Raw genomic sequence first — 21,850 nt, 5'->3', positions numbered from 1 at the left:
AACAAAAAAAAGCTATTATGAAAAATTTAGATATAACAAAAGGATTAGTTTTATTGGTCTCGGCACTGTTCTTCGGATGTGCCGACGGCTTGGATGAAGGACTTGACATTGAGCCTACCGGGGCCGTTTCCGAAACGGTATACTGGTCTACCGAACGCGATGCCGAATTGGCGGTCAATGCCGTATACAACGAGCTTGACAACACCCAGTCGGTAATCGAGTTGGACGGTATAACCGATATAGGGTTTCGTTCCGCATCGAACGTGCCCACCTTCAACGATGTGCGCTTGGGCGAGATAGACCCTTCCAATGGAACCATCACCGGCATATGGGAAAGGTATTATAGGGGCATACGAAAGGCCAATGACGTTTTGGCCAATATCGATAGGATCGAGGACGGCGATCCCGCCACCCTGGCCAGGTTGACCGCCGAGGCCAGGTTTCTAAGGGCCTATTATTACATGCAGCTCTCCAGTCTCTGGTGCAATGTCCCCCTCATTCTGGAACCCTTGGACGTAAACGATCAACGTCCTACCAATTCCAAGGAGGAGATAGTCGATTTTGTAATCGATGAACTGGATGCCATTATCGATAGCGAAGTCTTGCCCCTGAGCTATAACAACGACAACCTGGGCAGGGTTACCCATGGGGCTGCCTTGGCGACCAAGGCAAGGATAGCTATTCGCAACAGTAAATTCGAACTGGCCCGCGATGCGGCCCTGGCCGTTATGAACCTGGGCATCTACGAGCTATACCCCAGCTACCAAGGCCTATTCCAGGCCGAGGGGCAAAATTCGTCGGAAGTTATATTTGACAGGCAATACGCCGTAGGCGGCAGTACCTACAACAACTTTGGGTACTCGGCGGCCTCAATAGGCGGTAATTCGACCGTTGAGCCCATGATGGGCCTTTTCAACAAATACGAGTACATCGGACCGGAAAACCCCGACGACCCCTATGAGAACAAGGATCCCCGGTGGAACTACAACGTGTTCTACACCGGCCAGCCGATCGGCAACAACATCTATAACTCATGGCCTACCAGCGATACACCCGATCGGGTAAGCGGTAGCGAATGGGCCACCTTGTACGGTTACAACCTGAAGAAATGGGTAGACTACGAAACCTATGTGGACAACCCCGATCTGGGCGATGTGAACATGATCCTCATCCGCTATGCCGATGTATTGCTCATGTACGCGGAGTCTAAAATAGAGCTCAATGAAATCGACACCTCGGTGTACGATGCCATAAACGCCATCAGGCAGCGTCCGACGGTAGAGGTACCTGTTATCACTGAGGGCAAGACCCAGGCCGAACTAAGGGAAATCGTTCGCGACGAGCGCGTTAGGGAACTGGCCTTCGAGGGACTGCGTTTGTTCGACCTCAACCGATGGCAGTTGGGAGAGGAAAAGGTCGGCCTGTTACAGGGCATGTACTATATCGACGAAAGTTCGGGCGAATGGGAAATTCTAGATTATGGACAAGTCGCCAAATTCAACCCGGACAGGGATTATTGCTGGCCCATTCCACAAAAGGAAATGGACATTAACGATGTCATTACACAAAACCCAGGATATACAAATTAGTAAAACGATGAAAAACAAGGAAACCCGTAGAAAATTCATTAAAAAGGCAGGGGCCGCCGCCATTTTTAGTGCGGGCTCGTTTCAAGCACCGATGGCCTTCGCCAACGAGTTGGCCCGTGGCAAAAAGCGCAAGGTGAAGGTCGGTTTGGTCGGCTGTGGAGGCCGTGGAACAGGGGCCGCCGTACAGGCACTGAACGCCGACCCCGACGTTGTGCTCCATGCCATGGCTGATGCGTTCGAAGATCGGCTTACGAGCTCCCTGGGCCTGCTTAAAAAGGCACATGGAGGGCGTATAGAGGTCGACAAGGCCAGACAGTTTATTGGCTTCGACGCCTATCAAAAACTTATAGACTCGGGAGTCGATGTCGTTCTTCTGGCCAGCCCCCCGGGCTTTCGGCCCAAACATCTGGAGGCCGCCATCGATGCCGGCAAACACGTTTTTTATGAAAAACCCGTGGCGGTTGACGCCCCGGGTGTCCGTAAGGTTCTCGAAGCCGCAAAAAAGGCAAAGGCCAAAAACCTATCCATGGTCTCAGGTTTCTGCTTTAGGTACGACCTGCAAAAACAGGCACTGTACGGTAAGGTCTTGGACGGTGCCATCGGGGACATCAAATCCATATCCTCTACCCGTAACGGCGGGGAGCTGTGGTATAAGGAAAGGCAACCCGGGTGGACGGACATGGAATACCAACTCAGAAATTGGTATTACCAAAATTGGCTGTCAGGAGACTTCATTGTGGAAATGTTCGTGCATAGCTTGGACATGATTACCTGGGCCCTTGGTGAAAAAACGCCAATTGCGGCAACGGCCACGGGCGGAAGACAATGGCGTACCGATAAAAAGTACGGAAACATTTACGACCACTTCGCCATGGAATACGACTATGCCGACGGAACCAAGGGGTTTTGCTTTACCAGGCAACAACGCGGAGGCTCGACCAAAAACGGTGTAGAAATACAAGGCTCCCTGGGCAATGCCTATTACGAGGGCAGTCGTCATGAGATTACAGGCAAAAACCCATGGAAATACGGGGGCGAGGTAAACGACATGTACCAATCGGAGCACGATGCCCTGTTCAAATCGATCCGCGAAGGCGCGGCGATAAACGATGGGGAAATGAGCGCCAAAAGTACCCTTATGGGAATAATGGGTAGAATGGCCGCTTATACCGGACAGACCATAACTTGGGACGATGCCCTAAACTCAACCGAGGTATTGGGCCCCGACGCCTATGACTGGAACCTGAAATTCAAGGGGCCGGACATAGCCGTACCCGGAAAGACCAAATTTATATAACAACTATCGATTCGGTAGCGAAGAAGTTGGTTCATTTAGGAGAGTAACCAAAGACCTGATTAATCTTTGGGGGCCTTTAACATTAGCAGTCTGGCTTACCCAGCTCTCCTAAATGTTTTTACCGCTGCCTATCGTCATTAAAAATGGAATTATGAAATACCTTAACAAGTTGGCCCCTGGCCTAGCGGCCGTCCTAACTTTTTTATCTGCCGGGGCCATTGGAGCGCAAACGCCCGATTTCGGTTTTGAATTCGGTTCCGTTACCACTATGGAAGACCTTTACCTGGGCGACACCGGGCAAGCGGAGACCATTAAATGGGTGAACGTAAACACCGAGGAAAGCACATGGTCGGTGAAGGATGACGGCACCTTGGTATGCAAAGGCCTGCCCATAGGGGTGGTACGTTCCGAAAAGCAATACGAGAACTTTATTCTTCATGTGGAGTGGAGGCATATGGAAGCCGGTGGAAATTCCGGAATATTCGCCTGGAGCAATGCCAACCCCGAAGAGGGGAAGGAACTGCCCGACGGACTGGAAATCCAAATGTTGGAACTCGACTGGGTGAACCTCAACCTCCGCGATGGAAAAAAACCACCTATCGCCTATGTACACGGCGAACTGTTTGGAGTTGGCGGGGTTACCGCCGTTCCCGACAACCCCAGGGGAGAACGGAGCAAATCCATTGAAAACCGGGCCAAGGGCAAGGGTATCTGGAATACCTACGACGTCGTTTGTGTGGATGGTGTGGCCAAACTTGCCGTAAACGGTAAATTTGTTAACGGCATCTCCAAGGTTTCACAGAAAAAGGGATACCTATGCCTCGAATCCGAAGGGGCCGAAATACATTTTCGCAATCTAAGGGTAACCGAACTTCCCCCAGGAGTAACCTCAGCGGAACAAATTGCCCCAATACTAAACTAATATACGGGAGTCCGAGCCCCTGACCCTACCATGACCGGTTACATTCCTTGCAAAGGGAATAGGGGCCCGTACATCCTATTTTTAAATACAAAAAGCTATAAACCGATGCAATATCTTAAACGACTTATAGGCTTATCGTTTCTTTGTTTCTTATTACTCGGATCTACTCAATATGAAATTAGGACCGAATCGGAATTTCACCCCTACTCGGAGCGGATACCCCATTCAGATCTTGAAATAAAAATGGTGCCCATTGAAGGCGGTACCTTCCTCATGGGCAGTCCGAACACCGAAAAGGGCCGCAACAGCGATGAAGGACCACAGCGAAGGGTACGGGTCAATTCCTTTTGGATGGGTGCCTATGAAATAACCTGGGAACAGTACACGCAGTTCCTCGATGATAATGCCCAAAATATTTCAGAAAGAAGCATCACCCTAAGGGACGGTTCCAAAATGGTCGTAGACGGAGTGGCTACCGCAACCCCCATGTACATCGATATGAGCTTCGGCATGGGCAAGGAGGGCTATCCCGCCATCAACATGACCCAATATGCCGCTGCCATGTACGCCAAGTGGCTTTTTGCCAAAACCGGCCGTTTCTATAGACTGCCGACCGAGGCCGAATGGGAATACGCCTGCCGTTCGGGTTCGAATACCGCATACCATTTCGGCAATGACGAAAGCCAATTGGCCAAGTATGCCTGGTTCAAGTCGAACAGCAACGAAAAATACCACAAGGTGGGGAGCAAATCGCCAAATGCCTACGGCCTATACGATATGCACGGCAATGTGGCCGAGTGGACCATGGACGAGTACAAGGCCGATTACTTCAAAAGCCTAAAAGGCAACCCTTCAAGCAACCCGCTTTTTGAACCGACCCAACTTTATCCCCGCTCGGTTCGCGGGGGATCTTGGATGGATCCTGCAGAAGATCTGCGATCGGCCAATAGACATGGCTCTTCAAAGAAATGGAAACAGCGCGACCCGCAAATGCCCAAAAGCATATGGTGGCTGACCGATGCCCCATTCATCGGTTTCCGCTTGGTCAGGCCCAAGGAAACACCGTCAAAACAAGAAATTGAAAAATACTGGCTTTCGGTAATGGAAGACTTTTAAAACCCTAATACTAAACGACTATGAGAAATACACTTATTGCCCTATGCATCGTATGCAACCTCTATATGGCCCAGGCCCAAACCGATAAAAGTATCTTTAACGGCGAAGACCTGTCGGGTTGGACCAAGCACGGTACCGAATACTGGTATGTCGAAAACGGCGAACTGGTGTGCGAGAGCGGCCCGGAAGAAAAATACGGCTACCTATCGACCAACAAACCCTATAAAAACTTTATTTTAAACCTTGATTTTAAATTGGAGGCCAATGGCAATAGCGGTGTCTTCATCCGTTCGCATGTAGGTGGTGACGATGGTACGACCATACGCGGGTGGCAGGTAGAGGTGGCTCCCCCCAACCTCCATACCGGTGGTATTTACGAGTCTACCCTGGGCGGAAGGGGATGGTTGATCAAACCCGACCCCAAAGACGAGAAACACCTGAAGCCCGACGACTGGAACCACATGCGGATCGAAGCCAGGGGCGACAAGATCACAAGTTGGCTCAACGGGAATAAAATGGTAGAACTGGAAGATGAAAAAATAGGACAGGGCAGGGGCTCCATTGCCCTACAGATACACAGTGGCGGCGGTATCAAGGTTCGCTGGAAAAACATTCGGGTACAAGAGCTCGACTAGAGTTCGGGCAAGCCCTAAGTCCATTGCATTTATAAACAACACATACGCTTTATGAAAAACAGTATACTCACTACCCTATTGTTCTCCTTTCTCATCAGTACCTTGGCGGGAAAAGCCCAGGAGAAAGACCTTCCGCGAATTGCCATAGCCGGCATAGCCACCGAGTCGAGCACCTTCTCCCCTGCCTTGACGGCCAGGGAGGCCTTTCGCATAAGAAAGGGGCCAGAAGCCCTGGACGCCTATCCCTTTATGGTTCCCGATTCAATGGTCAGGGGACGTGCCACATGGTTGCCCGCCCTTGTAGCGGCCACCTCTCCCGGAGGGGCGGTAACCAGGGAAGCCTACGAGTCCCTGGTACAGGAAACACTGGATTCACTGAAGAAGAACGGTCCTTACGACGGACTTTATTTTGACATTCACGGAGCCATGAGCGTTGTGGGCCTTGACGACCCCGAAGGCGACCTTATTGCCAGAATACGCGAGGTGGTCGGAACGGAAACCTTGATCTCGACCTCGATGGACCTACATGGCAACGTTTCGTGGCGCTTGGCCAAAAATACCGACTTGATCACCTGTTTTCGCATGGCGCCCCACGAAGACCGATATGAGACCAAAAAGAGGGCCATCGTAAATCTTTTGGACCGGTTGGAAAGCGGCCAGGGCAAACCTGCCTATAAGGCATGGGTGCCCGTACCCATTTTACTGCCGGGCGAAAAAACGAGCACTAGGGTAGAGCCCGCCAAAAGCCTGTATGCCAAAATTCCGGAGGTTACCAAACAATCGGGCATTATCGATGCCGCCATCTGGATCGGCTACGCATGGGCCGATGAGCCGAGAAACCATGCCGTGGTAATGGTTACCGGAGACGACAGGATTCAAGTAGGTGAGGCCGCCGAAAACCTGGCTTCCAGTTTTTGGAAGGTTAGGTCGGAATTCGGCTTTGTCGCCCCGGTAGACTCCCTGACCGGAAGCCTAAACAAGGCCTTGGCCAGTAAAAAACGCCCTTTCTTTATCAGTGATTCAGGCGACAACCCCACTGCAGGTGGTGCCGGCGACGTTACATGGACCTTGAAAAAAATACTGGAGCGGCCCGAATTCAAGTCTAAGAAGGGCCCTTCGCTTATTTACGCCTCGATTCCCGGACCGGAATTGTTTAAACTGGCCAAGTCGGCCGGCCTTGGCCAAAAGGTAAGTGGTTATGTCGGGGCCCAAATAGATGCCCGTTTCGCCCCTCCCATAAAACTTGACGGAACCGTCGAAGGCATTGGCGAAAAAGCCGTTGTCATCAGGGTCGGAAGTGTGCGGGTAATCGTTGCACACGACCGAAACCGAAACACCCATTTTTCCGACTTGGGCCTAGACCCCCTGAAAACCGACATTATTGTCGTCAAAATGGGATACCTGGTGCCCGACCTTTACAACATGCGCAAAGATTGGATCATGGCCCTAACCCCGGGAGGGGTCGACCAAGACCTGCACAGTCTCGACTACAGAAGGATCCAAAGACCGATGTTTCCTTTTGACAAGCACCAATTCGAACCTGATTTAAAGGCCAAATGGATTCCCGCTTCCGATGAATTCGTACCTTCTACCTATCCCCGCTGAGCACATTTTCGATACGTATCTGTTAAACCAAGCCGACCGAACCCATGAAAAACACACTCCGAATAAAATTATCCGTACTTATGCTATTGGAGTATTTTGTTTGGGGCGCCTGGTACGTTACCATGGGCACCTACCTGTTGAACTCCCTGGACGTGGGGGCGGCCCAGGTAGGGTCGGCCTATGCCAACCTATCCATCGCGGCCATTCTATCGCCCATTTTTATCGGTTTGATCGCCGACCGCTTTTTTTCGGCGCAAAAGGTTCTGGCGACCCTCCATGTTTTGGGCGGCATCTCACTTTATTTAATTAGCCTTGCCGACAACTTTCAAGATTTTTGGTGGCTCATACTTCTGTACACCCTTTTGTACATGCCGACCATTTCACTTGTCAACTCCATATCGTTCTCGCAAATGGACGAGCCCGACAAAGAATTCCCCCTTATCAGGGTCTTCGGCACCCTGGGCTGGATCATAGCGGGGCTATGGGTCGGTTTTATGGAATGGGAAACCTCACACCTTACCTTTCAGATAGCGGCGGCCTGCTCCATTGCACTAGCCGTACTTTGCCTCTTTTTGCCCAATACGCCACCGAATGGCCAGAAAAAAAGCCTGGCCTCCATTTTAGGCCTCGATGCCCTGGTTCTGTTCAGAGACCGATCGTTTATCGTATTTTTTTTAAGTTCGATCATTATTTGCATCCCCCTGGCCTTCTACTATAGCTTTGCCAATCCCTTTCTTAACGATATAGGTTTCGAAAATGCGGCGGGCAAAATGACCTTGGGACAGGTTTCCGAATTCCTTTTTTTGCTATTGATGCCCTTCGCATTTCGTAAATTTGGGCTAAAGAAAGTGATGCTCGTCGGCATGTTGGCCTGGGCGGTCCGATACCTTATGTTTGCCTTCGCAGATGGTAGCGAAAACAATTGGATGCTTTACACGGCCATTGTATTGCACGGCATCTGCTACGATTTCTTTTTTGTATCGGGGCAGATTTACATAGACAAAAAAGCTGAAAAGTCGTTTCGCAATGCCGCCCAGGGCCTGATTACCTTTGCCACCTATGGGGTAGGCATGTTGATAGGTTCCTACGTTTCGGGATGGGTAACCCAGCGATTTACGGTCGCCGTGGGCCCGGCAGGCTATGATTGGCAATCGATTTGGATGGTTCCGGCAACCATAGCCCTAGTTACGGCAGTTTTATTCATACTATTGTTCAAGGAAAAGACGGTTGATGCCCCTACCCAATAAAGAAAGGCTTTCAACGGTTGCACTTGGGCACGAAATTATATAAAGACAAGAAAACCTATGACAGATTTAAAAAAATCGCTTCGAGTATTGGTCGTCGGTTGTGGAAACATGGGAAGCTCACATGCGATGGCCTACCACAACTTATCAGAATTCACTATTTGTGGATTGGTTTCTACCGGCAAGAGCAAAGAAAGCCTAAACCAAAAACTAGGAAACACCTACGCCCTGTTCGACGACTACAAGGAGGCATTGAACTCTACCCGCCCCGATATCGTGTGCATATCGACCTACCCCGACACCCACGAAGAGTTTGCCTTGATGGCCTTGGAAAAAGGATGCCATGTCTTTATGGAAAAGCCTTTGGCCGATACGGTGGAAGGAGCGGAGCGAATTGCCCAAAAGGCCTTGGAGGTCGGTAAAAAACTGGTTGTGGGCTATATTTTAAGGCACCACCCCTCGTGGCAACGCTTTGTAGAACTCAGCCAGAACCTGGGCAAGCCCTTGGTCATGCGCATGAACCTGAACCAGCAGAGCAAGGGTGAAATGTGGAACGTACACCGCAACCTCATGAAGAGCCTTAGCCCCATTGTAGATTGTGGGGTACACTATATCGATGTGATGTGCCAAATGACCCGGTCGAAACCCGTGCAGGTAAATGCCATTGGGGCAAGGCTAACGGATGACGTTCCGGAATGGAACTATAACTACGGTCAACTGCAAATACGCTTTGAAGACGGATCCGTGGGCTGGTACGAAGCGGGCTGGGGACCCATGGTAAGCGAAACGGCATTTTTCATAAAGGACGTTTTTGGCCCCAAGGGATCGGTATCGATAGTGGCGAAAAAGGCTTCGGCCTCGGGAAAATCGGACTCGGTGGAATCGCACACCCAGACCGAGACCATACGCTACCACCCGGCTTCATTGGACGAAAACAACCAATTTACCGAAAGCGATACCTTTATTAACCTAGAGGACGAGCCCGACCACCTTGAGCTTTGCACGAGGGAACAACAGTACCTGTACAAGGCCATCAAGGAAAACATCGATTTAAGACCGCATCTCGAAGATGCCGTAAACAGCCTGCGTATCGCCTTTGCCTGCGACCAATCGATCCGCACCCAAAGATCGGTCGACCTTTAAGTAACCGATTACTATCGGCTAAAAGAACAGGCTTGGTCCGTAATCGAAAAAAAACAATCCCAAGGCGCCTTGGCGACCTTGGGATCATAGCTAATACAACATCAAATATTCAAAAAAAAACCAGAAGAATTGTTCAATCACTGTCCAGGGCCCATTCCAATTAATCTTGTTCCAAGTGGGCATCGAACCAAAAGTCTATAGGATCTACCACCGGTCGTTCCTTGGGGCCAACAGCGTTCCGAGGGCTCATTGCCCCTGCCCGTCCTCCGCCACGACTGCCGCCCCTACGACCCCCACCCCTTCCCATCGAGGGTTTTCCGTCAACGGGTTTTTCGGCCTTTTCCCCTTCCTGCCGTGGATTGCTGCCCACTCCTACACTTAGGCGGGAGAGATCCGTACCGGGATCGATCGCTATTCTACCTTTCGGAATTCTCAACCGGTATAGAAGGCCCTCTTCCGAAGTTGCCCCTTTTTCGACCGTTGTAGCCTCAATGACAATCTCGATACCAAGACTGTTCAGCATGGGATGGAAAAGCTCCGTTTCCCCATGGGCACCGTACTCCCCTTCTTGGGGCAAATTGGCCAAAAGCTGGGTCAAATCGGGCCCTTCTTCATCCGGTAATGGCCGCTCCGCCATTTCGGGGCGCTTCCCGGGCAGGGGATAACGCACATAGACCGACTTGTTCTTTTTGCCCTTGACATCAAAATAAAAGACCGTACCCATACGCAGCAACCGGCGAACCGTTGCCTTGTCGGAGGTAACAAGGGTCAATACCAAATCGTCATCGTCTTCCATAAGACGGTACGACATGCCTTCATAAACCCCTGATACCGTATCCAAAACAATGGGTTCGGCATTGACCAACTGCACAAAACACACTACCACAAATAGCCGAAACCCGTTTTTTCCCATGAGTAAGATAAAGTCCCTTTTTAATTTTCTATTATCCCGACTACTTCGTAGGCCCTTGTACCATCGACTTGGATCTTTTCATAGAGCACATTGTCGCATTCGTACAGGATATCGCCATCGACCTCCACTCTCTCGGCTTCCTCGGGCAATTCGTAAATGATGGTACCTATCTCGGGCTGTACTACTTCATAATACCCGTCGTCAACGGCCTCATAATAGATACCATCAAAAAAGAAAAAGTTTCTGCCCCCTACCACAATACGCGTATATCCCGCGGGCAGGGTACTTATTCGGAGTCCGATGGCCGGGGCCACAGGAATATAGCGACCTCCATAGTATCGGTAAAACTTATTGTTGACATAAGTGTACGACAGTCCGTTGTGTTTTATTACCCTTCTATTACTTGGCAGTGTCCTTACCGACACGACCTTTGTCTTGGGCTTTTTATATACCACTTTTGTTTTCGGTACACGAACGGTTCTTTTCGTTGTGACCACTTTTCTATTGACAGTTCGCTGGGCGGTGGCCTCTTGGGTAAAGGTCGTCGTCAAAATTATACCCATAATCAGAATCGCTATTCTTTTCATAGTCATCGATTTTAGTTATTTAATAACAGTTGCCCTTTTGACACATTCTTTTTTGTTAGGTTTAGTACAAAACGGTTACTTAACAAACATTTATAAATTCTCATCGTCGAACGACATCAATTGATCTTTCTTTTTTGGAACCAAACATCTTGCAGGCTAAGGTTTAGGGTAAGCAAATGAAAATTTTCCTTGACCAATATGTTTTGTATCTGTCCCTGGGACCCGTAACTGTACGACAGGTTGAGCATGGATCTTTGGCCCTGTCCCACGGGGATGCCGATACCGGCGGTAAAACTCTGCCCGTCTATTTTGGATCCGTTTACCGAAAGGTATCCGGTATCGTAGTTGTATCCGGCCCTATACCGAATACGGTCTCCGTATTTATAGCTGTCCTTCTTTTTCACGAACTCCAATCCCACGGCGTAAATACTCTGGTCTACATAGGTACCCAGGTTTTCGGTCTGCCCGGTATCGCTCCAAAAATTGTTCTTATAGTCGGCACTCACGGTGAGCGATTTAAAGAGTCTGGCACTAAAGCCCAGGCCGAGTTCCAAAGGCATGTTAAAATCGGCCGTATCGTCGGAAGTCTCCGACTCGACGGTAATATCGGTGGCATCGATGTTCTTCAGTACCGACCGCTTTAGATTGCCCTTTAAGGCGGTAGGAAACTGAACGGTACTCCCCAGGGTAATATCATCGGTAAAATCGAACTGCATGCCGAGTCCCCATCGCACCCCGGTGTAATTGGTTTTTTCGGTGAGATCAAAGGAACTCGATCCAAGGGTAAACGATTCCTCTTCCTCAATATTCCCGAAAAGGAGGGAGGCATTTGCCCCGATCCGCAGGCCTTCGATTATCCCATACCCCAGATTCAGCCTTAGGTCGCTCAATCCCCCCACTCCGCTTACGTTGCTTTCGAACGTTTGGTTGGTGCCCTCGATATTGGTCTGGATACCGACCAAGGAATAACCAACATCGGTGTAGGGCACCATTACGATACCGGCCCCAAAGTCATCGGCTATTCGAAATGCGACCGCCAGGTTCGAAAAGTTGATCGTGGTCTTGGACTCATCGTTAATTCGGTTGCTATAGGTATTGTACTGCCCTTTTAAACCTACATCGTAAAAAAAGGAATTCTTTGGAATCAAGGCAAAGTTGGCGGCGTTGAGGTTATTGATTTCGCCATCGGTTTTCAGCCCTATCCCCGAATAGCCCATACCATTGGTCTTTCCGATACTGGTCTGGTTTATCGCACCGAGTCCGTAAAGCGAATAGGGGGAACTTGTCAAACCCTCCGATTGCGCCATAATCGCGGGCATAACGAACAGTAGTACTATCGAGACGGAGAACCGTACTTTATTCATCTTCATCATAAATTGCATAGCTAATTTCCAGGGTCGTGTTGTAGTCGGGGTTGTTGCTGTCGTTCAAGACAAAACGGTCGACGGTGGCATTGTAATTATCGGGCAGTAAAATCAGGGCCTCTTCGGTTTCCCGCTCCGCCGTAAGCAGACTTTCGATATAACTGCTCAAGGGAATCTCGTAATAAATATCGTTGAACTCTTGGTTGGTACGATTGAGAATGGCCTGTACGCCCAGTTGTTCGGTGATATCGTTGTTCTGATCGACCAAAAAAACGGAGAGGGTATCCCTGAGGATCAGGTGGTCGTTATAGGAGCCCACTGCGGGTTTCAACTTTAAGGCCGCCCCCAGCAGGGTACCTTCGCCCGGTATGTCGTGAATCGTTTCGAGGTGCGGAAATTCAATTTTCGTGACGATACCTATTCCCGACTGAATAAAGCTTTGGTTCCCGCTTTCGGTACTGTAAAGGTTGTCTTCCTGATCTTCGAAGGAACTCAGATAATCGATGGGGTTTTCGGCCGTAATGCTGTTAAAGAAAGGGGTGGGCGTACTCGTCGTGTTGATGTAGAGGTCGATATCGCCCTGTTCCCATTCGTTTTCCTCAGATTCGCTAAAGTACAGCCGAACCACGCTCTCGTCGAGCGCGAAGCCGATAACCGACCCATCGTCTTCAGTGCCGTAACTTATGTTCAAGCCCTTAAAAAAATCGCGGAACTCATCGGAGTTGGTAATTTCCTGTTGTTGTAGTTTATCGAAAATTTCGAGTCCCAGACTGTCGCTCATCCTGACTTCCAATGAATCCGTACCCAGCGGCCTGGGAATATAGGATAGATGCCCCAAATCGGTATCGTACATTTCAACGCTGCTCGTGTTGTAAAAATCGTCTTCCTCGGGCTCCAGTTTTTCCGAAAGCTGCCTTAAATAAATGGAATTGGTCCGGAGGGTATCGTTGTAGTAATAACCGTCATACTTCAAGATAAGGACAATACTATCGTAGACCGCTTCGGAATCGATGCTATAGCTTTCGGGAAGGATCTCTACGTAACTTGAGGCCTTGACGGTCCCGAAGACCGGGTCGTTGTATTTGCCCACCAACATACGCGATGATTGGGAGGTAACGATACTATCGAACTTCATGGTAGAGGTCAGTACGGTGGAAGTATCCAATACCATTACCCTAAGGTTGCTATCCGTAAAGGAGTCCCCTGCCACAAAATCAGAGTCGTTGACGGCATCCGTACTGCACGAAGCACCCACACATAAAAGGACCAACAGCCCAATTTTTTTCAACATATTCCAAATATTTTACGATAAATGTATGGGCGCCCTTCCAGCCAGAAAACCGTAATAGATCAACCTAATATGTTTTAAGACCTAAGCGCCATAAAAGACTACCAACGGGCCATGATATTTTCGCAGATGAAATCGCCCTGTTCATACCTTAAAAAGCCAACTTCATCTATTTCTGTTTCACCCGGTAAAGGGTTGCTCTAGTTTTGGAGGATATTTAATGAATAGACGAATAATTGAACCTCTTAAATTTATATGGTATGAACCGAACACTTTCCCATTTACAAGTGCTATCCCTTACATTTCTATCGCTACTGACATTCTCCAGTTGCTCGAGCGACGATGACGACGACAACTTGGGCAACTGGGTAGACCGATCTGTTTTTGACGGCAGCCCCCGAAGCAGTGTCTCGGGGTTTACCATTGGCGATGTGGGCTATATGGGACTCGGATATGACGGTGACGACTACCTGAACTCTTTTTGGTCTTACGACCTACAAGGGGATTATTGGTCGCAGAAAGCCGATTTTCCAGGAAGTGCCAGAAATGCGGCCGTCGGTTTTGAAATAGACGGAACCGGTTACCTGGGTTCGGGATACGACGGATTGGACGAACTGTCCGATTTCTATGCCTACGACCCCAGCACGAACACGTGGACGGAGATAGCCCCTACCCCAGCTGCCGCCCGACGTAGTGCCGTTGCCTTCGGCGCAAACGGATATGGATACTTTGGCACGGGATATGACGGGGAAAACGATAGAAAAGATTTTTGGAAGTACGACCCTTCTACCGATACGTGGTCCGAACTCGTCGGGTTCGGGGGAGACAAAAGAAGGGACGCCGTAACCTTTACGATCGACAATACCGTCTATTTGGGCACCGGGGTATCCAACGGTATTTATCTCGATGATTTCTGGGCCTTCGATCCGAGCACCGAAACATGGACCAAAAAATTGGATTTGGACGAAGAGGACGATTACAGCATCGTACGGAGCAATGCCGTGGCCTTTACCCTGAACGGATACGGTTATATCGCCTGTGGATACGCTACAGGGGCCTTGGGCACGGTTTGGGAATACATACCCGGTACGGATTCTTGGGAGGCCAAGACAAGTTTCGAGGGCACGACAAGGCAAGACGCCATCGCCTTTTCGAACGGAACCAGGGCCTTTGTTGGGCTGGGCCGTTCAGGAACCCTCTATTTGGACGACCTTGACGAGTTTTTTCCATTTGACGAATACGATGATGAAGACTAAACTTTTTCCCCTGGCCTAAACCCAGTAAACAAAAAACCTATGCGCCCAGTCAAAATTGCCGCCGTTTTACTTTTTCTTGCCGGACTTACCGCCATGGCTGTCTATACAACCAATTATGCGGACAAAGAAAAGAAGGTTGAAAGGGCCAGGGGGCTCTCGGTCGAAATAATCGATGTCGATTCAGGTTACGGTTACCAAATTCTTCACAATAACCGTATATTGATCCAACAAGACTTTATACCTGGCATTCAGGGGAAAACGGCCTTTTCAAGTTCGGCCGAGGCAAAAAGGGTGGCCGACCTGGTGGTCAGTAAATTGGCGCACAACCAAAGTCCCGAGGTTTTTTTATCGGAGCTGGAGGCGTTGCAAATAACCGCCCTGAACGGCAGGTAACATAGAAAGGATGGGCCTGGAAAAACCACAAATTCGCCAAATAGCGGCACATTTCGTTGTCTGGGCCTTTTTTGCCATTTTTTTGATGTACCCTACCATCGCGCAGGGAAGACGGCTTCCCACCGACATTCCATCGAGGTTGGGCCTGGCCATTTTGATCTTTTACATCAATTATTTTTTCTTGGTGCCCCAATTCCTGTTAAAAAAGAGAACCCGTATCTATGTCGTGCTGTCCCTGGTCCTTCTTGTAGGCATCAGCTATGTCTCCGATTTCTTCTTTAAGCCGCAGTTCATCGAGAACCTTCGCCCGAACTTACCCAAAAGGCCCGGGTTTGGTTCGTTTAGGCAATCTTTGATGTTCATCATGATTTTCGGCATACCCTTTGCGGTCAGCACCATCATTAAAGTGTACGCCGAATGGAAAAAAAACGAAGATTTAAGAATTGTTACCGAAAAGGAGAAGATCAACTCGGAGCTTCAATTTCTGAAAGCGCAGCTCAACCCCCATTTTCTGTTTAATTCACTGAACACCATTTATTCGCTGTCGGTAAAGAATTCGCCCGATACGCCCGAGGCCGTAATGAACATTTCCGAATTGATGCGCTATATGCTCTATGAGGCCAATCGGGAAAAGGTGCCCTTGAACAAGGAAATAAGCTATCTTAAAAATTACGTGCAGTTGCAACGCCTGCGCTTGTCGACCGAGGCCAAGGTCAAGTTAAAGATAAAGGGCGACCCCGAGGGAAAGGCGATAGCCCCTCTATTGTTTATCACCTTTATTGAAAATGCCTTTAAATACGGCACCGATTTTCAAGGAAATACCGAGATCGAAATAAACCTTGACATATCGGAAGCGTCTATAGACCTGTATGTGCTGAACCTTATAGGGGCACATCAGGGCAAGGAAGGGAGCTCGGGAGTGGGCATCGAAAATGTCAAGAACCGATTGAACCTGCTATACCCCGATAGCCACGAACTCAACATCACCAACGATGGTGAGTATTACGAAGTACGTTTGCACCTTAATCTAAACTAAAATGAAGTGTATAATCATCGATGACGAACCCTTAGCTGTTGACATTCTACGTGAATATTGCAAAAAACTCGATTTTCTAGAGCTTGAGGGCACTTTTACCAACCCTTTGGATTCCATCCCCGTTATCAAAGAGAAGAACATCGACCTGATATTCTGCGATATCGAAATGCCCCAGATGAACGGCATAGACTTTATCGACTCCCTTGACAACAGGCCCTTCTTCATTTTCACCACGGCCTATCCGCATTATGCCGTAGACGGCTTTGAGCTCAATGCCGTAGATTATTTGGTAAAACCTATAAGGTACGGTCGATTTGTAAAGGCCGTTTCAAGGGCACAGGGCCTCTTTTCCAAAAGGAAGGAAGTGAACGACAGCCATATCTTCTCGTCAAGCGGCGACCCCGAAAAGAGCGATAATTTTATTTTTGTAAAGGCCGAATATGAAAATGTAAAAGTCAGGATCGACGACATCAAGTACGTGCAGGGACTTAAGGATTACCTTAAAATACATGTAACCCAAAGCAACAAACCCATACTCACCTTAATGAGTTTTAAGGAACTGCACGACAAACTGCCCCAACATCAGTTTGAAAGGGCCCACAAATCGTTCTTGATCAATATAAACCATATCGGTTCCATTCAGCGGAACAGGGTGGTCATAGACGACATACGAATCCCGATCGGCGAAAGCTACAAGGCCAATTTTTTATTGCGCTTGGGACTCCGTTAAGTATCCTTCATCCCAAATAAAAAAAACCGACCCAAAAGTCGGTTTTTTTATTGGACGTACATAACCTCCAGCCACAATATCAATCAATGATTTTTATGTCTACCGATGTCCTTGACTGCCAACCGGTCTCATCGGTTACGGAATAAGAGCAATGGTAGTCACCGGTATCCACATCCTCCGGAATGGTAAGACTTATGTTTATTTCATAGCTGGCCACCCCGTCTTCTATGGCATAGTTCTCTATGAATATCATGGGGTTGACGGCGTCCTTTTTTTCTTCCAGATCGCAGTCTCCGGCCTGATCATCGTGGGTATGGTGGTCAAAGTTGTTGTGGATGTCCAAACTATAGGAGGCCAGGGCCATATTATCGGTCACCCGGGCCCTAAAGGTATAGGTCTCACCCCTTACCAATTGCTCACACGCCTGTGGAAAGCCCTCAGCGTAATTGATACTGATCGTGGGCTTTTCCTCATCCTTTCCGACACCATCATCGCTGGAACACGAAACTATCGTTAACGCAAGGAATAAAAAGTAAAAATATTTTGGTGTAAATTTCATTTAAAACTATTTAAAAACCGCATGGCACCCTAAAGTGCCATACGGTAAGATTAATTTTTATTCGGCTGTAACATCGATGTGTGTCTCGTACTCGACCGTATTGCCATCTTCATCCTCCACGGTAAAAATAACATGGTATTCCCCTGCCGGTGCCGTAGCGGGAATATCGATATGCTCATGAAATTCCGCTGAGGTTTGCTCGTGGTAGTCTCCCATGAATTCCTCCTCATAATCCCACTCTTCCTCTCCCTCACCTGGGGTCACCTCATGTGTATGCACATCGACGGTGATGCTATGGATACCGTTAACGGCATCTACCACAAACTCTGCGTGGAAGTCACTGCCCCTGGCAGCAGTTTCGCTAACAGAAATATCGCTTAAGGTAATGGGGTCCAATATTTGGATGTGGCCCTCTACCTCGGTACTATTCCCCAATTCATCGGTAACCGTTAATTCAATGTGATATTCCCCTGCCGGTATATTTGCAGGTACATCTACGTGCTCGTGAAACGTCGGGTTGATCACCAAGTAATCGGCATCTGTATACACCTGCTCAAACTCCCAATCTTCTTCCCCCTCACCTGGAGTTAGGTCATGGGCATGAATTTCCAGGGTAATGCTGCTTACCACTGCTTCTGCAGTAATTTCCGCTTCTAGGTGAATATCGGAGCCTTTATAGACGTACTGTTCCGTTGAATGGTCGCTTCCCTCCCCATATTCAAAATTGGAGATTACCGGTGCATCCAATGCGGAAGAACCGTCATCGTCGCTACTACATGAGTGCAACAAAAGGCCAAGCATTGAAATGGCCGCCAAAAACTTAAAATTTGTTTTCATAATGTTTGTTTTAAAAAGGTTTGTTTTCATTTGTTCTGTTTTAATCATTAGTACTAGTTGTTATTTATTAAAAAGGCATGGTGAGCGATATGGATAGGTTTCTACCGGCTTCCGGCACATCGATCAACCGATAAAAACTGGTATGGTCAAAGTATTTGGTATCGAATACATTGTTGAGCTTTACCCGTAACCTGACCGGTGGGTTTTTCGTAAAAATGTCCAAATCCGCCAATAGGGACATATTCAACACCTGGTACCCCTCTGTCGTTTCTTCCGGCGGAACAATTTCGTTCTGGGCGGCCGTCACCCTCAAGTCGGCAATTAACCGGGGGCTGCTCAAAAAGAAAAAGTCCTTGAATTGATAATTGGCAGAAACCAGTCCGGACAAAGGCGGCGTAAACGGAATCGTAAAATCCTTTTTGGGGCCACTGGTCTGTCTAGAGTACACATATTCCGCCGAGGCGTCCAATCCCAGATTTTTAAACAGGGTGGTACTGGCCCTGACTTCACCTCCTACCCTAAACACCCTGCTTTGTGTATACTCATAGATCTGCAAGGTTTCATAGTAGTTGGAAGTAGGGTTCAGATAGATATAGTTGTCAAAAAGATTCACAAACGGACTAACACCTACACTCATGGATGGGGTCGTATGGTCTATATCCACATCCAATTGGTACGATTCTTCGGGGTCCAGGTCCAGATTTCCCTGCTCGTATCGGTACATGTGATAATTGACCCCATCGGAAGCCAACTCGTTGGGCAAGGGCATTCTAAAGCTCTTTCCCATATTTACCTTATAGGTGGTGTTTTTATGTATATAACTTAGCCCTGCAGAAGCACTTACGTTTGCAAAAGTCGAGGTCTTGTCCCGGGCCCTTTGCAAGTAAATATATGACGTAGACCCATCGGCATTGTTTACGGTGGACGGATACCAGTCGAAATAGGCCTTGGTATCTATAAATCCGTAATCATACCGTATGCCGGCCATAAAATGCAAGTCCGGATTTACCTCAAATTGATCATAGGCAAAGGCTCCGACGGCAAAACGGTTGTATGCCGGAATCAAGAAGCCCCACCCGCCTATGTTATTGTTTTGAAATTCCAGGTTTAAGCCCACCACGCCATCGTGCTTCTTATGAGGCTTAAAAGAGTCCTTTACATTAAGGGAATAGGTATTCTTGCTAAATACCCGTTCTTTACTGTCCGATGGTTTGGGCATGTAACCATGGGGAACAGGTTCTGAATGTTCCTCCCTCAGGTTATTTTGATAGCCCAGATCAAAGTGCAACGTGTGGTTCTCCCCACTTACAATGGTATTGTTGGTGACCTTAAAATGGTTCACCTTATGAAACGGAAGGTCTACGTCCCTACTGGAGCTGTCATAATCAATGTCGGAGGACCTCACCTCTAAACCATGGGCATTGGCAAAAAAGCCATTTTTGGCGTTTACATTACTGAAAAAGGTTTCCGATTTTATGTGGTCGGAAACATAGCCGACACTAAAACTTGCGTTGGCCTCCTCGCCCGCGGTATTTCTCAAATGGTTATCATGGAGTTCAAAAATGTAATTTTCATAGTTGATCTTATCGGTAGGCACCTTATAGTCGCCATAATCCCTATACGTCACACGTCCACGGTAATACCATTTTTCCTTTCTTCCCTGAACGCCCGCCGAAACACCCAACAGATCGTTGTTGCTTTCGGCCAATACGTTCACTTCCCCACCAAAGGAATTTGGGAAAGGTATTTTCGAGGGCTGTATATCTACCACCCCGGCAATGGCATCCGAGCCATACAACAAAGAAGCCGGCCCTTTTATGATCTCTATCTTTTCGATTCCGTATTGGTCTATTTCAAGACCATGGTCATTTCCCCATTGTTGGGCCTCGTGTTTTATTCCATTTTGGACAACGGCCACCCTGTTGAAACCCAAGCCGCGAATAACCGGTTTCGATTGCCCTGAACCGATAGTGATCGTGCTTACCCCAGGTATTTTCTTAAGGGTCTGCATAAGACTGTTTTCCCTGTTTTGATCAAGAAACGCTTTAGAAACAGATTGCGACACTGTAGAAAGCTGTTTGGCCTTCTCTTGCTCATAATCCCCATATACCTCCACTTCCTCTAGCGTAGTGGTGGTCTCGCTCAACAAAATTTGAACCTCCTCCATATTTGGCCCAACCTCGACCTCTACCGTCTTGGGGCGATAGCTAATATGCGATACGGTAAGCGAATACCGGCCCTTGGCTACATTCTTTATCTTGAATGCGCCCGTCGAGGATGAAACGGAATAAAAACCTTTGCCAACAATATTGGCTCCTTCTATGGGTTGTAAGGTATTTGCATTTAGTACGGATCCTTCGATCCGAAAGGAATCTTGTGCAAAAGCCATAGAGCTTAGGCCGACACATAGCCATATGCTCAATAATCTGTACATCATGTTACTTGCTAAGAACTATTGGAAATAGAAAATCTAGACTCGGAAGCATTTGTATTAACCCCTGTAGAAAGTTGTGCGCCACGGATACGGCATCGTATTGGGGCGACCCCGGACCATTCGACCCTTGGCATAAATCCACGGATACAAAAACAGTCCCTTGGGGAGTCCAAAGGCCTACCTTAGGCGTAACGGCAACAACTTGCAACCGTACAGGAGAAAATTAGAGTATAGAAGGGGGAGGTCTGGAAAAGAGTTGATCGGAATCCAATGTGCTGTTAACCACAAAGGCATATTCGGCATTGGATTCTTGAAGGTAAATTTCCTCAAAATTGTTTACCGTAAAATCAGGCAGATCCGGAGTAATGGCCGGGAGCAGGTTCTGTGCCGTGGTCAGGTCGCACACCGTACAATGGACCAAGTTGTCCTTATCATCGGAATGGGACAGCACATGCAGCCCTGCCATTTTCACGGAAAGGAAAAGGACAAGGAAAAAATAGGTAATGTACTGTTTTAAACGACCTTGTAACATATTGCCCACAAACTTACTAAAATAATGCCAATACGGTGTTAATTTACATTTAAAGGAGCTGTTAAATCCTATAAGCCGCTGCATTAATTGGACCCGATATCCCCAAGACTTCCTGAGGCTCCGCTCGGGACAGGCTTCCCCCCTCTCCTTATTCCTTCACACCCCGAAACATCATCCACAAAAAAACCCCTCAGTTTCCTGAAGGGCTCCTCACTTGTACAGGCGGAGAGACTCGAACTCTCACACCTTGCGGCACTAGATCCTAAGTCTAGCGTGTCTACCAATTCCACCACGCCTGCATAAATTTCAATAAAAATACAAACTTAATTTTATTGGTTACCCCCCCTATTGCGCTAGACTTTCTAGCGTG

20 protein-coding genes and 1 tRNA gene are annotated in these 21,850 nt (G+C 48.3%); 12 read left to right on the top strand and 9 right to left on the bottom strand.

Annotated features, from left to right (window positions below; genetic code table 11):
* The first annotated feature begins 17 nt into the window (after positions 1 to 17).
* From BUB37_RS14610 to BUB37_RS14575, 8 genes are all read left to right on the top strand, one after another.
* Complete coding sequence (locus BUB37_RS14610; protein ID WP_072994568.1) at positions 18 to 1,589, top strand: RagB/SusD family nutrient uptake outer membrane protein; 1,572 nt, start codon at positions 18 to 20, stop codon at positions 1,587 to 1,589.
* Positions 1,590 to 1,596: 7 nt separating this feature from the next.
* Entirely contained in the window at positions 1,597 to 2,886 is a 1,290-nt protein-coding gene (locus BUB37_RS14605; protein ID WP_072994567.1) for a Gfo/Idh/MocA family protein, read from the top strand.
* A gap of 151 nt (positions 2,887 to 3,037) precedes the next feature.
* A complete protein-coding gene (locus BUB37_RS14600; RefSeq protein ID WP_072994747.1) occupies positions 3,038 to 3,808 on the top strand; it encodes a 3-keto-disaccharide hydrolase in 771 nt (256 codons plus the stop codon).
* 243 nt (positions 3,809 to 4,051) lie between these two features.
* On the top strand, positions 4,052 to 4,924 hold the full coding sequence (locus BUB37_RS14595; protein WP_244526847.1) for a formylglycine-generating enzyme family protein: 873 nt from the start codon (positions 4,052 to 4,054) through the stop codon (positions 4,922 to 4,924).
* A gap of 20 nt (positions 4,925 to 4,944) precedes the next feature.
* Positions 4,945 to 5,559 carry a 3-keto-disaccharide hydrolase gene (locus BUB37_RS14590; protein WP_072994565.1) on the top strand — a complete coding sequence of 205 codons (615 nt, stop codon included), beginning with the start codon at positions 4,945 to 4,947 and terminating at the stop codon, positions 5,557 to 5,559.
* Positions 5,560 to 5,610: 51 nt separating this feature from the next.
* The gene (locus BUB37_RS14585; protein WP_072994564.1) at positions 5,611 to 7,164 is read left to right on the top strand and encodes a M81 family metallopeptidase; all 1,554 of its coding nucleotides are present in this window, start codon (positions 5,611 to 5,613) and stop codon (positions 7,162 to 7,164) included.
* A 44-nt stretch (positions 7,165 to 7,208) separates the two neighbouring features.
* Positions 7,209 to 8,411, top strand: coding sequence for a nucleoside permease (locus BUB37_RS14580; RefSeq protein WP_072994563.1), 1,203 nt, complete (start codon positions 7,209 to 7,211; stop codon positions 8,409 to 8,411).
* Positions 8,412 to 8,468: 57 nt separating this feature from the next.
* Complete coding sequence (locus BUB37_RS14575; protein WP_072994562.1) at positions 8,469 to 9,551, top strand: Gfo/Idh/MocA family protein; 1,083 nt, start codon at positions 8,469 to 8,471, stop codon at positions 9,549 to 9,551.
* 160 nt (positions 9,552 to 9,711) lie between these two features.
* On the opposite strand, the gene BUB37_RS14570 is transcribed toward BUB37_RS14575, so the two are convergent.
* The 4 genes from BUB37_RS14570 to BUB37_RS14555 all read right to left on the bottom strand — a co-directional run bounded on the left by BUB37_RS14570 (position 9,712) and on the right by BUB37_RS14555 (position 13,706).
* Entirely contained in the window at positions 9,712 to 10,464 is a 753-nt protein-coding gene (locus BUB37_RS14570; protein ID WP_072994561.1) for a hypothetical protein, read from the bottom strand.
* Between the two features lie 20 nt (positions 10,465 to 10,484).
* Positions 10,485 to 11,051 carry a DUF6515 family protein gene (locus BUB37_RS14565; protein WP_072994560.1) on the bottom strand — a complete coding sequence of 189 codons (567 nt, stop codon included), beginning with the start codon at positions 11,049 to 11,051 and terminating at the stop codon, positions 10,485 to 10,487.
* Between the two features lie 116 nt (positions 11,052 to 11,167).
* A complete protein-coding gene (locus BUB37_RS14560; protein WP_244526845.1) occupies positions 11,168 to 12,415 on the bottom strand; it encodes a BamG family beta-barrel-assembly machinery protein in 1,248 nt (415 codons plus the stop codon).
* Positions 12,408 to 13,706 carry a DUF4270 family protein gene (locus BUB37_RS14555; protein WP_072994559.1) on the bottom strand — a complete coding sequence of 433 codons (1,299 nt, stop codon included), beginning with the start codon at positions 13,704 to 13,706 and terminating at the stop codon, positions 12,408 to 12,410. The genes BUB37_RS14560 and BUB37_RS14555 overlap by 8 nt, the downstream gene beginning before the upstream one ends.
* A 257-nt stretch (positions 13,707 to 13,963) precedes the next feature.
* Here BUB37_RS14555 and BUB37_RS14550 point away from each other — a divergent pair, with 257 nt between their 5' ends.
* Genes BUB37_RS14550 through BUB37_RS14535 form a run of 4 tightly spaced genes read left to right on the top strand, consistent with a single transcriptional unit; the run spans position 13,964 to position 17,118 of the window.
* Complete coding sequence (locus BUB37_RS14550; RefSeq protein WP_072994558.1) at positions 13,964 to 14,959, top strand: Kelch repeat-containing protein; 996 nt, start codon at positions 13,964 to 13,966, stop codon at positions 14,957 to 14,959.
* A 39-nt stretch (positions 14,960 to 14,998) separates the two neighbouring features.
* Positions 14,999 to 15,352, top strand: a complete 354-nt coding sequence (locus BUB37_RS14545; RefSeq protein WP_072994557.1) for a DUF4907 domain-containing protein — start codon at positions 14,999 to 15,001, stop codon at positions 15,350 to 15,352.
* Positions 15,353 to 15,362: 10 nt separating this feature from the next.
* The gene (locus tag BUB37_RS14540) at positions 15,363 to 16,388 is read left to right on the top strand and encodes a sensor histidine kinase (protein WP_072994556.1); all 1,026 of its coding nucleotides are present in this window, start codon (positions 15,363 to 15,365) and stop codon (positions 16,386 to 16,388) included.
* Position 16,389: 1 nt separating this feature from the next.
* The gene (locus tag BUB37_RS14535; protein ID WP_072994555.1) at positions 16,390 to 17,118 is read left to right on the top strand and encodes a LytR/AlgR family response regulator transcription factor; all 729 of its coding nucleotides are present in this window, start codon (positions 16,390 to 16,392) and stop codon (positions 17,116 to 17,118) included.
* A 79-nt stretch (positions 17,119 to 17,197) separates the two neighbouring features.
* On the opposite strand, the gene BUB37_RS14530 is transcribed toward BUB37_RS14535, so the two are convergent.
* The 5 genes from BUB37_RS14530 to BUB37_RS14510 all read right to left on the bottom strand — a co-directional run bounded on the left by BUB37_RS14530 (position 17,198) and on the right by BUB37_RS14510 (position 21,779).
* The gene (locus BUB37_RS14530; protein WP_072994554.1) at positions 17,198 to 17,677 is read right to left on the bottom strand and encodes a DUF4625 domain-containing protein; all 480 of its coding nucleotides are present in this window, start codon (positions 17,675 to 17,677) and stop codon (positions 17,198 to 17,200) included.
* A 57-nt stretch (positions 17,678 to 17,734) separates the two neighbouring features.
* The gene (locus BUB37_RS14525) at positions 17,735 to 18,514 is read right to left on the bottom strand and encodes a DUF4625 domain-containing protein (protein WP_072994745.1); all 780 of its coding nucleotides are present in this window, start codon (positions 18,512 to 18,514) and stop codon (positions 17,735 to 17,737) included.
* 67 nt (positions 18,515 to 18,581) lie between these two features.
* Positions 18,582 to 20,951 (bottom strand): TonB-dependent receptor, encoded by a 2,370-nt coding sequence (locus BUB37_RS14520; RefSeq protein WP_072994553.1) that lies wholly within the window; start codon positions 20,949 to 20,951, stop codon positions 18,582 to 18,584.
* Positions 20,952 to 21,171: 220 nt separating this feature from the next.
* Positions 21,172 to 21,480 carry a hypothetical protein gene (locus BUB37_RS14515; protein ID WP_072994552.1) on the bottom strand — a complete coding sequence of 103 codons (309 nt, stop codon included), beginning with the start codon at positions 21,478 to 21,480 and terminating at the stop codon, positions 21,172 to 21,174.
* A gap of 217 nt (positions 21,481 to 21,697) precedes the next feature.
* Positions 21,698 to 21,779 (bottom strand) — tRNA-Leu (locus BUB37_RS14510).
* Positions 21,780 to 21,850: the final 71 nt, after the last annotated feature.

The sequence above is a fragment of the Pseudozobellia thermophila genome (genome assembly GCF_900141855.1).
Taxonomy (GTDB): domain Bacteria; phylum Bacteroidota; class Bacteroidia; order Flavobacteriales; family Flavobacteriaceae; genus Pseudozobellia; species Pseudozobellia thermophila.
Note: the sequence above shows the minus strand (reverse complement) of the source record. Positions and strands in the feature narration are given on the sequence as shown.

What these genes read in the sequence shown, in the direction of transcription:
- BUB37_RS14610 (WP_072994568.1), top strand. Translation starts at nt 18, where the DNA reads ATGAAAAATTTAGATATAACAAAAGGATTAGTTTTATTGGTCTCGGCA.
- BUB37_RS14605 (WP_072994567.1), top strand. Translation starts at nt 1,597, where the DNA reads ATGAAAAACAAGGAAACCCGTAGAAAATTCATTAAAAAGGCAGGGGCC.
- BUB37_RS14600 (WP_072994747.1), top strand. Translation starts at nt 3,038, where the DNA reads ATGAAATACCTTAACAAGTTGGCCCCTGGCCTAGCGGCCGTCCTAACT.
- BUB37_RS14595 (WP_244526847.1), top strand. Translation starts at nt 4,052, where the DNA reads ATGGTGCCCATTGAAGGCGGTACCTTCCTCATGGGCAGTCCGAACACC.
- BUB37_RS14590 (WP_072994565.1), top strand. Translation starts at nt 4,945, where the DNA reads ATGAGAAATACACTTATTGCCCTATGCATCGTATGCAACCTCTATATG.
- BUB37_RS14585 (WP_072994564.1), top strand. Translation starts at nt 5,611, where the DNA reads ATGAAAAACAGTATACTCACTACCCTATTGTTCTCCTTTCTCATCAGT.
- BUB37_RS14580 (WP_072994563.1), top strand. Translation starts at nt 7,209, where the DNA reads ATGAAAAACACACTCCGAATAAAATTATCCGTACTTATGCTATTGGAG.
- BUB37_RS14575 (WP_072994562.1), top strand. Translation starts at nt 8,469, where the DNA reads ATGACAGATTTAAAAAAATCGCTTCGAGTATTGGTCGTCGGTTGTGGA.
- BUB37_RS14570 (WP_072994561.1), bottom strand. Translation starts at nt 10,464, where the DNA reads ATGGGAAAAAACGGGTTTCGGCTATTTGTGGTAGTGTGTTTTGTGCAG.
- BUB37_RS14565 (WP_072994560.1), bottom strand. Translation starts at nt 11,051, where the DNA reads ATGAAAAGAATAGCGATTCTGATTATGGGTATAATTTTGACGACGACC.
- BUB37_RS14560 (WP_244526845.1), bottom strand. Translation starts at nt 12,415, where the DNA reads ATGAATAAAGTACGGTTCTCCGTCTCGATAGTACTACTGTTCGTTATG.
- BUB37_RS14555 (WP_072994559.1), bottom strand. Translation starts at nt 13,706, where the DNA reads ATGTTGAAAAAAATTGGGCTGTTGGTCCTTTTATGTGTGGGTGCTTCG.
- BUB37_RS14550 (WP_072994558.1), top strand. Translation starts at nt 13,964, where the DNA reads ATGAACCGAACACTTTCCCATTTACAAGTGCTATCCCTTACATTTCTA.
- BUB37_RS14545 (WP_072994557.1), top strand. Translation starts at nt 14,999, where the DNA reads ATGCGCCCAGTCAAAATTGCCGCCGTTTTACTTTTTCTTGCCGGACTT.
- BUB37_RS14540 (WP_072994556.1), top strand. Translation starts at nt 15,363, where the DNA reads ATGGGCCTGGAAAAACCACAAATTCGCCAAATAGCGGCACATTTCGTT.
- BUB37_RS14535 (WP_072994555.1), top strand. Translation starts at nt 16,390, where the DNA reads ATGAAGTGTATAATCATCGATGACGAACCCTTAGCTGTTGACATTCTA.
- BUB37_RS14530 (WP_072994554.1), bottom strand. Translation starts at nt 17,677, where the DNA reads ATGAAATTTACACCAAAATATTTTTACTTTTTATTCCTTGCGTTAACG.
- BUB37_RS14525 (WP_072994745.1), bottom strand. Translation starts at nt 18,514, where the DNA reads ATGAAAACAAATTTTAAGTTTTTGGCGGCCATTTCAATGCTTGGCCTT.
- BUB37_RS14520 (WP_072994553.1), bottom strand. Translation starts at nt 20,951, where the DNA reads ATGATGTACAGATTATTGAGCATATGGCTATGTGTCGGCCTAAGCTCT.
- BUB37_RS14515 (WP_072994552.1), bottom strand. Translation starts at nt 21,480, where the DNA reads ATGTTACAAGGTCGTTTAAAACAGTACATTACCTATTTTTTCCTTGTC.